The organism is Niastella caeni (assembly GCF_004834005.1).
Classification (GTDB): domain Bacteria; phylum Bacteroidota; class Bacteroidia; order Chitinophagales; family Chitinophagaceae; genus Niastella; species Niastella caeni.
This window is the reverse complement of record NZ_STFF01000002.1, coordinates 167,556-180,154: the sequence shown is the minus strand read 5'-3', so window position 1 is coordinate 180,154 and position 12,599 is coordinate 167,556. Positions and strand designations below refer to the sequence as shown.

The window sequence follows — 12,599 nt, the reverse complement described above, 5'->3', positions numbered from 1 at the left end:
CGTTGACATTACAAAGATGATAATGTTTTGACCGTGGTTGAAGTTTATTCGATCAATGGCCGCGCTTCATCGTTTAATGCAAAGAAAAGCCGGTTTAATCAGGAAAAATCCGCTGAAACCCTTACTGGAAGGGCGTTTCAAGCATATAATTTTATCAAATGTTTGATCTGGATCAATAAAAATCGCCTTGATTTTTTGCCCCTTTCGTAATACTACCTTACCCTCCAAGCAATACTACGCATATCAGTTGTGGATAGCTACTATTTTTGCAGTAAATACTGAACAAATTAAATCGAGAGTTTCTGCTCTTGTTAACATTTGTATCTGCATTAACTTTGTGCCAGAAGTTGATTGATTACTAATCAATCTATTCCAATGTTCAGGGAAAACCGTCACTGTCCAATATCCAATAAAAGATCAAGAAAATCCGGTACCAGTCAACTTCATTTTGAACAATCCAATATCATTCATAAAATCCATTATCCAGATCCAATGTCCGTGACAAAACGAATATCCGTGAAAACCAACAGAATATCCTAATGATTAACCAGTATTAAAATCCAACGTCCACAAAGACCGAGGTAGTTCCAATTCCTGTGTGTTAAAAACCGTCTGCTTAACTCCAATAACCCCTCCTGCTAAAACCGTACGTTGTTTTTAGCAGGAGGCAGCAGCGGTCCTTCGGGCTGAACGCCAACACAAAACGCCTTCCAATTTTATCTTTTCCTACATCACATTACACTTTTTATCGGTAACCAGGCAAAACATTTAAAGCGCTTTTAAAATAATAAAAGCCTACGATCATTACTTTTGCAGTTTATCGCATTATCAGATTATCACAACTTGTCCCGATGTGTCGGGATTAGCAAATTATCTTATCAGCAAATTAGCACATTAGCTATGCCAGTCTATACCGATCAATTGGGCCGGACTGTTGATCTGCCGGCTACACCCCGCAGCATTGTTTCCCTGGTTCCTTCCATAACAGAATTGCTGTACACCTTACAGCTCGATGAACAGGTAACTGGCATTACCAAATTTTGCATCCATCCCCAAAGCTGGTTCAGGCAAAAAACAAGAGTGGGTGGAACCAAAAACATAAAGGCCAATGTAATTCAGGAGTTACAACCTGATCTCATTATAGCTAACAAAGAAGAAAACGTAAAAGCGCAAATAGATGAACTGGCGCAGCAATATCCTGTATGGATAAGTGACGTTAACAACCTGGCCGATGCGCTGGACATGATAGAACAAATAGGAACAATTACCGGTAAACGGGCTAACGCCTTGCATTTGGTCAGCCAGATCACCTCAGCCTTTACCAAACTACAAACCACGAACTACAAACCACAAACCGGCTATTTAATATGGCGCAATCCGTACATGACCATTGGCAACGACACCTTCATTCACGATATGCTTGCCCGGTGCGGGTTTAAAAACCTCTTTGGTAATTCTACCCGGTACCCGGCAATTGATACCTGGCAACTATCGCAATGCGATCTGTTATTATTGTCTTCAGAGCCCTTCCCATTTCAACAAAAACATATTGATGAACTGCAACCGCATTTGCCCAACACGAAGATCGTTTTGGTTGATGGTGAAATGTTCAGTTGGTATGGCAGCCGGCTGTTGCACGCGCCTGCATACTTCACCAGCTTATTACAAAGCATAGACGTAACTTTGGGTTGAAAAATTGAAAAGCAGGTTACCGATTTCCAGTTACCGGGAAATACAAAATGCAGACAGCTTTTGCAATAAGGCCCTGGTAAACCGGTAACTTTTCACATTGACCATTCACTATTGACCAATTATGCATTTGAATATAGACACCAACGAACCCAATAAGCCATCCCGCAAAAAACCAATGTTCGCGGTGCACGACCGGTTACGTGCCTATTTGAAAAATCATGGCCGTGAAGTAAAGCTGCCAGTGTCGTATAATGATCTGTTACGAATAACCTATTCACTTCCTTTAAAAGATAAAAAGGGCAATGATACGTATTGGGAAACGGTGGTGTATGATATGCGCGATTGGGAATTTATTCGCAACGGCTTGGTGCAAATGTATGCCATCCTGAAAACAGAAGGCGATCTTACATTTACCAGCCACCTCGATGTAGCGCGTATTGATTATTGCAGCTTTGGCAATTCGAACCCATTCCGCATTCGCATCGTGAACAAGTACAACGACAACTACGATCATTACTATATAAAAATTGCCGATGCCTCGCGTATTTACGGACTGGAACTGGAGCATATTCTGTCGCCTAACCGCATCACCTACTTAACAAATCAGAATACACTCGTAGAAGAACACATTCCCGGCATTCCCGGCGACGTATTCATTGCCCAGCACCTCACAGACCCGCACACCAATAAGATCAGGCTGGCCAAGGAATTTGTAAAGTTCAATGAGCGTTGTTTTGTGCGATTGCTGGGTGATATGCGCTCTTACAACTTTGTGGTTGATATTACGCCCGATATTGAAGACTATCAGTACCGCATTCGCGCCATCGACTTTGATCAGCAATCGTACGAAGGCCGCAAGAATTTATACATGCCGCAATTCTTCAAAGAGAATTACACGCTGGTTGATCTTTGCGCCAAACTGCTTAATAAAGAAAGTATTCATCAGTATCAAACCGAAGAGCGCACCATGATGGCCTTCCGGGTAGCCTCCTCCCGATTCCGGTTGATGGAATTATTGAACATCATGGCCAAGGACCACATTTCAGTGCCAGAAAAACTACACCAGTTGAGGACCGAACTGGGTGATTATTTTCACAACCCGCAATTCTATAAATGCTCCTCTATGGGCCAACTGGTAAAGCGTCAGTTGAAACAAACGCTACAGAAGAACCTGAAACTGATCCAGAAGAACCTGGGCAAGTTTGAGGATTAGGGACGGTTCGATGGTTTGATGGCTCAATTGCTCGATGGTTTTACCAATTGAATTTACTGTTCAAATATTTGCGGAGCTCCCGAAGTTCGGGACTCTAACAATCAAGCAATCAAACAATTAAGCAATTCACTAATATCATGTAACAAATACACCAATTTTCATTGCTAAAATAAGTATCTTCGCCGCTTATTAAAAAAAGACATAATTCATTAAATATTTTCCAACGCTTTTGATATTCAATTAACAACAACACGCTTTAACACTGTAAACGATGAAAAAATACAAACCGGGAGTACTCTTTGGTGAAGAACTTGAAGCATTGTATAAAGACGCAAAAGAAAATCAGTTTGCATTACCAGCGGTAAATACAATTGGTACCGATTCAATCAATGCTACCCTTGAGACCGCTGCAAAAGTAAACTCCCCTGTTATTATTCAATTCTCGAATGGCGGCGCCCAATTTATTGCCGGTAAAGGCATGCCTAACGACAAGTTACAGGCTAATATTTCCGGTGCTGTTTCCGGCGCTTTACATATACATAATATTGCAAAATATTACGGCGTACCGGTTGTACTGCACACCGACCACGCTGCTAAAAAATGGTTGCCCTGGATCAGTGGTTTGATCGATGCCGGTGAGCAATTCTATAAAGAGAAAAAACAACCCCTGTTCAGCTCTCACATGCTCGACCTGAGCGAAGAATCTATTGAAGAAAACATTCATACTTCTGTTGACTTCTTCAAACGCATGCAGCCCCTGGGCATGGGTATTGAAATTGAGCTGGGTGTTACCGGCGGTGAAGAAGATGGCGTTGACAACAGCGGTGTTGAAAACGACAAATTATATACACAACCGCAACACGTTGCTTTTGCTTATGAGCAATTAGGCAAAGTGGGTCGCCTGTTCACGGTAGCTGCTGCATTTGGTAATGTGCATGGCGTGTACAGCCCGGGTAACGTAGAGTTGCGTCCTGAAATTTTAAAGAACAGCCAGGACTTCATTCAAAAAGAATTCAAGACCGGCGCCAAACCCGTATACTTCGTATTCCACGGTGGAAGCGGTTCTCCCCAACACCAGATCCGCGAAGCGATCAGCTATGGTGCTATCAAAATGAACATCGATACAGACCTGCAATGGGCGTTCTGGGAAGGCATTCTGGCTTACTACAAAAAGAATGAGGCTTACCTGCAAGATCAGTTGGGTAACCCGGAAGGACCAGACAAACCAAACAAAAAATACTACGATCCGCGTGCGTGGTTGCGCAAAGGCGAAGAAACATTTATTAAACGTTTAGAAATTGCGTTTAATGATTTGAATTGCATCAACAGAAACGCATAAAGTTTAGAATTTAATTTCATAATCCTTTACAAGGTTAAATGATTATGTTGTCAGCCCCGGTCCACTGGCCGGGGCTTTCGTTGCGTCGCACCCTTGTACGGCATATCTTTGCGCAGCAATTAAATACAGCGGAAAGCCTCAAGCCATAAGCTGTAAGCAAATACATTGATTTTTGCCTTTTGCTTATAGCTTACAGCTTTAAGCTTATAGCTCCCATCACCATTGACACTTAACGATTAAAATAACAAGTATGCCGTCAAAAAAAATTATCGATCTGCTTGGTGACAAAGCCTCTTATTTGCTGGAGCATAAAAGCACAGCCATTGACAAAACAACCATCACACTCCCCTCCCGCAACCACATAGAAGATATATGGTTGAACAGTAACCGCAACAACCAGGTATTGCGCAGCATGCAATCACTATTAAGTAATGGCCGGCTGGCCGATACAGGCTTTTGCAGCATATTCCCGGTTGACCAGGGCATTGAACACAGCGGCGGTTCAGCCTTCTCACCCAACCCCATTTATTTTGATCCGGAAAATATTATCAAGCTCGCTATTGAAGGTGGTTGCAATGCGGTAGCCAGCACCTATGGTGTATTGGGCCTCATGAGCCGTAAATATGCACACCGCATTCCATTTGTTGTAAAGATCAATCACAACGAGTTCTTAAGCCTTCCCAACAGATACGATCAAACCATGTTCGGTACTATTAAAAGTGCCTGGAACATGGGCGCAGTTGCTGTTGGCGCTACCATTTACTGGGGTTCTGCAGAAAGCGCCCGCCAGTTGAAAGAAGTAGCACAAGCATTTGAAATTGCTCATGAGCTGGGCATGGCCACCATCTTATGGTGCTACACCCGCAACAATGGTTTTAAAGTAGATGGTGTGGATTATCATACTTCTGCCGACTTAACCGGTCAGGCAAACCATTTAGGCGTTACACTCCAGGCTGATATCATTAAACAAAAACTGCCAACCAATAACGGCGGTTACCTGGCTACCAAACATGGTAAAACCAGTAACCTGGTGTATGATAAACTCACAACCGATCACCCGATCGATCTCTGCCGTTACCAGGTGTTGAATTGTTACAGTGGCCGTGTAGGACTTATCAATAGCGGCGGTGAAAGCAAGGGCGCCAGCGACCTGGCCGATTCAGTGTATACGGCTGTTATTAATAAGCGTGCCGGCGGTATGGGATTGATCTTAGGTCGTAAAGCATTTCAGCGACCGTTTAAGGAGGGTATTGAGTTGCTCCATGCTACACAGGATGTTTATTTGGATAAAGATATTACTGTGGCATAAGAATACGAAGTAAGAAGTAAGAGATAATAAAAAGGTGAGCCCGCTATAAAATGCGAAGCTCACCTTTTTGTTTTTCGAATATATTTCAGAACCTGAAGTATAGTTCTCTTCTTACTCCTACTTCTTAATTCCTGCTTCAAAACCTACCATCTATCATGTCCACGACCATGACCTCGTCCGTGTCCACGTGAATGTCCATGACCATGGCCACGTGGACCATCATCCCGGTAACCGCGATATTCATCCGGGCAATCGCGCCATACGCGTTGATGACCTCTGTAACCTCTGTAGCGCGCATAGGCTACCCGATGATCAGAAAAGTGCATGTAAGGCCTGGGACCATCGCAAACTACTTTATAACCACCATACAGATCATATCCGCGGTAACGTGCAGGTAAGTTATACGAGAACACCCAGTTGGGTCCACTCAGGTAAACGAACTGGCGCCTGGGGACATAATAATAACATTCAATATCAGGCAGGTAATAATAATCTACCGAAGCATAACCAGCAGGCCCCCACATGGGTTGCGCGCCGATATTTACACTAACGCTTACCTGTGCTTTTGAAGAAAAAAACGAAGCTGTTGTTAAGAGCGTAATAATTGGCAAAACTTGTAAAACCCGTTTCATAAATCATCGATTTGGTTATTGTTCAGAATCCAAAATACATGCCCTGGTTTAAATGTAAATGTGCACAACCGGACTATTAACAAATTTTAAGCATATAAGCTGTGTTCCAATGTGTTAATCGTTAATAACAACATAAAAGTGCTTGCCGCAAGTAAGTTTAACAGTTCTTGGTTTTTAGTTTATAATGGCATCTATTAACTGATTAATTCTTCTTCCCCTTACCATGTCCTCCTTTATTGCCACCCTTATTGCCACTACCGCTACTTCCCTGTTGCTTATACTCACCTTTTGCATTACGCGGATGTCCTTTCACTACAAAGTATTTAGGGTCCTTGCTATCGCGGATAACACCCTGCTTTCCTTTGTGCCCTTTGTACTTTGCATACTTTACTTTATGCGTGGCAAAATGCAAATATGGTTTCGGCTCATTGATAACTACCTTATAGCCCGTATACAAATTATAGGAACGATAACTGGCCGGTAAACCGGCTGCAAACAACCAGTTCCCATTGCTCAGGTAAACGAACTGGCGCGATGGTACATAATAATACATCTGCAGATCGGGCAAATAGTAATACTGCACCACGTCGTATCCTACAGGCCCCCATAATGGTTGCGCCCCGATATTGATATTTACATTCACCTGCGCCTTTGAAACGGAGACCGACGAAAGGGTTAATGTACATGCAGCAATCAACATGCTTACTATACGTTTCATAATTGTTGGTTTATAATTCACAGGTATAACTTCAAATTGCATGCCCTGCGAAGTTTATGTATTGCTAAAATTTTCTATAAACCACAATTGACGGATTGCAAGGTGGTTGCCAGGGGGGGAATGGTGAATGGTCAATTTGGTTACTGGAATTTTACGTTGGTTACTGGCATTTGCTTTTTGGAGTTTCCCTTGTGGCCTTCCCCTTTATGCCTTGCTGCCTAGTTGCCTTTTTACTTCGTTTATACACTTACGTAACTACCCCTTTTTGGGGGGTTGGGGGTGGCATAAAAAAAAGACAGCCAACCATGCGGCTGACTGTCGTGATCTAGCAACCCCTAAACCAGCGAAATCGTTAAACGGGTAATTTTACAGAGCTTACCAAAGCTTCTATGAACAAAGCTTTTACCCGCTACTAATTAAAGCCGGTACTAAGACACCTCTCACCTCCGGGATATCTTACAATATTTTATTTTAAGCACTTATATGTACGGCAATATTGCCTGCACAATGGTATCATGCCAACTTATGTTATTTCGTATGTGAAACAGTGCCATGCAAAAATTCTTTCTAAGCACTAATAAACTAATCCAGCGTAAACGCCATCAAAAAAAAGTAGTTCAAGATCTAATAGGGAGGAGTTTTGCTAATCCGTTTGTTCCTGCAAGTTAGTGGTAAAAAGAAAATAAAAAAATTTTTTTAGGGAATTTTAATAATAAAACGAATGAGCAGATATTCAATGGATTGCTTGTTTGACCAGCGTTTGCGCGGAATCACCGTTAGTATTTTCTACCGCTATCACTGCCTTGTTCAATTTTACTGCGTTCCAATAAAATACACATATCCTTCATAGTAAAGCCCTCCCATACATCGGGAGGGCTTTATGTATTGTATGCTAGTTATTTAGCTGCTAAAATCCTTTTTTCGACTCTGCTCCTGTTCCGCCTTTTGCATTTTCGGGCATCTGGATCGCAACAAATTCATTTCCATCGAACATCAGCTTCGCAGCCTGCTGTACGTCCTTAGGCGTTAGCATTTTCACATATTTTTCATAATGAACAAATCTGTCGGGATTGCCACCCTGTAATTTATATTGCAACAGCCGCTCAACCCAAAATCCGTTATCCTTGACATTTAACTTGTGCTGCTCCAACCATTGCTTTTTAACTTTATTCAGGTAGGTGGTATCAGGCCCTTTTGCAACCATATCGCTGAATTCTTTTTTAATGGCTTTTACCAGCGTATCTACTTTCTCGGGACCGCAAGGCAATTGCACTACAAAATTGTAGTTAGGGTATGGGTACTTCCCTACATCGGCACTTGTTCCACCACCATAAATGCCTTGTATCTTTTCCCGTAATTCTTCAATGATGCGAATGTTCAGCACTTCGCTCAAAGCCTGGGCCTTCAGTTCCATGTCTTCATTGTAGGGTGTTTCGCCTGAATAAAATGCCAGGATCAAACTTTTATCTTCTTTGCCTTTATTCACGACGAACGTTTTCTTTCCACTGATGGGTCGTACTTTATTATCGACGATCGTGAACTTTTTACCCGTAGCAGGTAAGCTCGCGATATACTTTTCAATCAACGGCTTTATTTCACTTTCTTTAAAACTTCCTGCAAATACAAAATGCATTCCGCTCACATCGCCATACCGTTCTTTATGTATAGCCAATACCCTGTCATAACTGATCATATCAAAGTAAGCACTGTTAGGTACTATTACCTGGGCCAATGGATTATTACCGAACAATGTTTTGTATAGGGTGTCAACAAAGGCGGCTTGCGGGTTGGCGCTGATCTTGGCAAACTGCAATTTATTTCTTTGTACAAAAGCCCTGAACAAAGCCGTATCGCCGCGCGGCGCCGTACATTGCAGATAGGTTAACTGAAACATCGTCTCCAGGTCTTTTACACTGCTGGTGCCATGGAAGCCGTCTGATATAGTGGTGAATACCGGAGCTACGTTCACTGTTTTACCGGCTAGTGCCTTACTTAAATCTGTAGGCGAAAAACCTCCCACACCCATAGCGCCGGTAACTGCTGTCATGTATTCTGCATTATACTTATCAGCCAGGCCGTAACTATTTTTACCACCGGGGCGGGTAGCCCCCATGATGATCTGATCATTTTTAAAATCGGTGGGCTTCAGTGTTACCGTAACGCCATTGCTTAGTTTATAATCGGTGGTGCCCAATAAAGGATACTTTGTAACAGCGATCACCTTTCCTGCTTTCGGTTCTTTACTTAACAACGTGGTGGCAACAGCTTTTTCTTCATACGGTTTGATATCGGCTTTGGCCCTGGCATCAATAATAGCCAACAGGTCTTTTTCAGAGGGCAATGCCGTAGTATCCATTGACTCAGGACCGCTCATATACACAAACAGGTTCTTCTGATCTTTGAACGCATTCGACACCGCATTCACTTCATCGAGCTTTATCGCCGGCAACAGCGCTTTTGCATATTCAAATTCTTTTTCAATACCGGGTATGGGTTCCTGCACCAGGAAATTGTTCATATACTCTTCTACGTAATCAGCCGATTCTGTTTTACCACGATTGTTAAAGGCAGTTTCATAGTGAGCCAGCATTGTTTTTTTAGCGCGCTGTAACTCATCGGCTGTAAACCCAAATCGTTTTACGCGTTCAATTTCTTCAGCAAGGGCATTCAGTGCTTTTTGTATATCACCGGTTCCTGCGGCCGCCATGGCATTGAACGACTGATACCCGCGGGCATACGAATCAAAATCAGCAGCACCATATATAAACGGCGGATTTTCTTTTTGCGTAAGCTCCTGCAGGCGTTCGTTCAACATCGATACATACATTTGCTCTATCAGGTCTTTACGGTAATCACCGATAGTTACAGCAGGTGATTTTTTAATAGCGGGATAATTAATAGCCACCTGGTAACCGGTTGCTTCTTTATCTGTTACCACCATCGCCTGCGATGAAGTATATGGCGGCACATCGGCGTATTCTCTTTTGCGCGCATTGGCGGGATTGGTCAACCGGGAAAAATGTTTCTTCACCATCGCTTCGGCCTTGGCCAATTCAATATCCCCCACCACTACAACAGCCATCAGATCGGGCCGATACCAGTCTTTATAATATCGGCGAATGTTATTGACCGGGAAGTTTTTGATAATACTATCTACCCCAATCGGCAATCGCTTTGCATATTTTGAGCCCTCAAACAATTGCGGATAGATCTTTCTGAAGATGCGTTCATTGGCGCCTTTGCCCAGCCGGCTCTCTTCCAGAATGATAGCCCGTTCGCCGTTGATATCATCATCGAGGTAGGTTACGTTATGCGCCCAGTCTTCCAGCACCTGGAAGCCTTTATCCAGGTTACCGGGTTTATCAGTTGGTATGGGCAGAATGTATACCGTTTCATCAAAACCCGTATACGCATTCAGGTCATTGCCAAAACCAACACCAATATCCTGTAAAAAGGAAACGATATCATTTTTCTTGAAATGCGTGGTGCCATTAAAGGCCATGTGTTCGGCCATGTGGGCCAGTCCCTGCTGGTCATCATCTTCCAGGATGGAACCGGCATTCAGCACCAGGCGCAGCTCTACTTTTTGTTCCGGCTTTTTATTCTGACGAATGTAATAGGTCAACCCATTTTCCAGTTTACCGATCTTTACTTTTGCATCAACCGGCAGTTTGCTTTCCATATTTAATTGGGCGGTGGCATATTCAATACTCAAAATGCCAACCAGCAGCAATAGCCACCGGGTTCCGACACGCAGGGAGTACATCATGATAGTTATTATTTGGTATGCAAATTTATCGGTGGGGGCCGTATATCTAACGCCCGTTCGTAAAAAAATGAAATAAGAGGTAAGAAGTAGGAGGTATTAAGATAACTATACTACAGGGCTCATAAATAAATTTGCATAAAAGAAAAGGCGAGCTTTGCTTATAATAGCGAGCTCACCTTTTTATTATCTTCTTACGTCCTACTTCCTACTTCACACCCCTACCTATGATAAAATCCAATATATCATTTAATTACCTCTTCAATCACCGTCCCCACACACCCACTCGGCATTTGAATGCGCAGCAGGGCGGCCAGGGTTGGCGCAATATCGGTCATGTAGGTTTCACGGTTCGTTTTGCCGGGCGCTACATGCCAGCCGTAAAACAGCAAAGGAATATGGGCGTCGTAAGGGTTCCAGGCGCTGTGTGTGGTGCCGGTGGCGCTTCCTTCCATATAACCCGATTGCAGCATCACTTCAATATCGCCACTCAAATGCTGGTTATAACCATTGGCTACCATATCCCGTAGTTTAGCCGTTAAAGGCACTTCCATTAATTTATCAAGATCAAACACCTGTCCTACTTCCGGTTGGCGACTCAGGTATTGGATAATTGTTTTCTTGATGGCGGCTTCATCCAGCTTCAGCGAATCTATCAATGGATGGTTGAGGTAAAGCTGGTGATTATAATTTCCAATGATAAGTTTGGGGCTGCCGAATTTATCGTTCAGGATCTTACCCAGGTCTTGCATCCACCTGCCGCTTGGCGCCAGTCCACCAGGCAATTTGTACTCTTTGCTAAAACCGGGCACGTGCGCAACGGCATGGTCGGCTGATAAGAACACCAGGTATTGCCCTTTGCCCACTTTGGCATCGAGGAAATTAAAAAAGCTGCCGAGGTCTTTATCAAGGCGCAGGTAATCATCTTCCTGTTCAACCGAATTGGGGCCAAATGCATGGCCGATATAATCAGGAGAAGAAAAGCTGATGGCCAACATATCGGTAATGTTATCTGCACCCAGTTGCTCGCCAATAAGAGCGGCTTTTGCCATTTCAATCGTCATGGCATTACCATACGGAGTGCTGCATACAGCGCCGTAGTTGGTATTCGCGAATTTCTTAAGGTCATAAGGAAACCCTTTTTGTTCAGATCCCAGGGGCGTGCCTTCATATGATTTTTCGTCGGCTGTACTTTGTACATATGAGTTGATGGGATATAAGGTATTCCAACCCATTCCATAATATTTATCTACCAGCTTCTGGGCATTGAAATCCTGCGCCCACTTCGGCAATTCTTTCATGTAATAGGTAGATGTGATCCAGTTGCCATTGCGCGAGTCGTACCAATAAGCGGCATTGGCACTGTGGCCGGCCGGTAAAATTCCCCCTCTATCTTTTACAGCAATTCCAATTACTTTACTTCTGAAATTGGTAGCCAGGTTCAGTTCATCGCAAATGGTGGTAACCTGCATATTTTTAGGGCTCATGGCGCCGGGTGCGCCGGCTGCCGCGCCTACTGTTGTTACTGAAGTGTCTTCAGTACAATATACGCTGCGCTGCTTTAACGGATCGTACCAGCCATTGCCTACAATACCATGAATGGCGGGCACACTGCCGGTATAAATGCAGGTATGACCACAGGCGGTGACCGTAGGCACATAAGGGATCATGGTGTTTTCGCAGGTGAAACCCTGGTTCAGAAAGCGTTTAAAACCACCATCTGCGGCAAAACGGTCATAATAGCGATAGAGGTAATCCCAACGCATCTGATCTATAACAATACCTACTACTAATTTGGGTCGGCTAACAGTTGAGGACGGGGCTGTACTTGTTTTGGTTTGGGCGGGCGCAACAAAACAAAACAGCAAAAAACAAATCGTTGCTAAAAAAAGGCGCATTAAAATTAGTTTTGGCAAAGATAACCGGCTAC

8 protein-coding genes are annotated in these 12,599 nt (G+C 43.5%); 4 read left to right on the top strand and 4 right to left on the bottom strand.

The genetic code is table 11. The annotated features are described in order from the left end of the window. Positions 1–900 precede the first annotated feature (900 nt). The 4 genes from FAM09_RS08575 (at position 901) to FAM09_RS08560 (ending at position 5,553) form a co-directional block, all read left to right on the top strand. Positions 901–1,692 carry a helical backbone metal receptor gene (locus tag FAM09_RS08575; RefSeq protein ID WP_136576692.1) on the top strand — a complete coding sequence of 264 codons (792 nt, stop codon included), beginning with the start codon at positions 901–903 and terminating at the stop codon, positions 1,690–1,692. A 121-nt stretch (positions 1,693–1,813) separates the two neighbouring features. Continuing rightward, on the top strand, positions 1,814–2,905 hold the full coding sequence (locus FAM09_RS08570; protein ID WP_136576691.1) for a hypothetical protein: 1,092 nt from the start codon (positions 1,814–1,816) through the stop codon (positions 2,903–2,905). A gap of 271 nt (positions 2,906–3,176) precedes the next feature. Next, positions 3,177–4,244 (top strand): class II fructose-bisphosphate aldolase, encoded by a 1,068-nt coding sequence (gene fbaA / locus FAM09_RS08565; protein WP_136576690.1) that lies wholly within the window; start codon positions 3,177–3,179, stop codon positions 4,242–4,244. 250 nt (positions 4,245–4,494) lie between these two features. Beyond that, positions 4,495–5,553 carry a class I fructose-bisphosphate aldolase gene (locus FAM09_RS08560; protein ID WP_136576689.1) on the top strand — a complete coding sequence of 353 codons (1,059 nt, stop codon included), beginning with the start codon at positions 4,495–4,497 and terminating at the stop codon, positions 5,551–5,553. A 143-nt stretch (positions 5,554–5,696) separates the two neighbouring features. On the opposite strand, the gene FAM09_RS08555 is transcribed toward FAM09_RS08560, so the two are convergent. The 4 genes from FAM09_RS08555 to pafA form a co-directional block, all read right to left on the bottom strand. After that, entirely contained in the window at positions 5,697–6,185 is a 489-nt protein-coding gene (locus FAM09_RS08555) for a hypothetical protein (RefSeq protein ID WP_136576688.1), read from the bottom strand. A 202-nt stretch (positions 6,186–6,387) separates the two neighbouring features. Then, positions 6,388–6,903, bottom strand: coding sequence for a hypothetical protein (locus FAM09_RS08550; RefSeq protein WP_208025515.1), 516 nt, complete (start codon positions 6,901–6,903; stop codon positions 6,388–6,390). Between the two features lie 907 nt (positions 6,904–7,810). Further along, a complete protein-coding gene (locus FAM09_RS08545) occupies positions 7,811–10,672 on the bottom strand; it encodes a M16 family metallopeptidase (protein WP_136576687.1) in 2,862 nt (953 codons plus the stop codon). A 242-nt stretch (positions 10,673–10,914) separates the two neighbouring features. Continuing rightward, entirely contained in the window at positions 10,915–12,567 is a 1,653-nt protein-coding gene (gene pafA / locus FAM09_RS08540; RefSeq protein WP_166437070.1) for an alkaline phosphatase PafA, read from the bottom strand. Positions 12,568–12,599: the final 32 nt, after the last annotated feature.

Bases quoted from the DNA above. Each gene is read 5' to 3' on its own strand.
- FAM09_RS08575 (WP_136576692.1), top strand. From the start codon at position 901: ATGCCAGTCTATACCGATCAATTGGGCCGGACTGTTGATCTGCCGGCT.
- pafA (WP_166437070.1), bottom strand. From the start codon at position 12,567: ATGCGCCTTTTTTTAGCAACGATTTGTTTTTTGCTGTTTTGTTTTGTT.
- FAM09_RS08555 (WP_136576688.1), bottom strand. From the start codon at position 6,185: ATGAAACGGGTTTTACAAGTTTTGCCAATTATTACGCTCTTAACAACA.
- fbaA (WP_136576690.1), top strand. From the start codon at position 3,177: ATGAAAAAATACAAACCGGGAGTACTCTTTGGTGAAGAACTTGAAGCA.
- FAM09_RS08570 (WP_136576691.1), top strand. From the start codon at position 1,814: ATGCATTTGAATATAGACACCAACGAACCCAATAAGCCATCCCGCAAA.
- FAM09_RS08550 (WP_208025515.1), bottom strand. From the start codon at position 6,903: ATGAAACGTATAGTAAGCATGTTGATTGCTGCATGTACATTAACCCTT.
- FAM09_RS08560 (WP_136576689.1), top strand. From the start codon at position 4,495: ATGCCGTCAAAAAAAATTATCGATCTGCTTGGTGACAAAGCCTCTTAT.
- FAM09_RS08545 (WP_136576687.1), bottom strand. From the start codon at position 10,672: ATGATGTACTCCCTGCGTGTCGGAACCCGGTGGCTATTGCTGCTGGTT.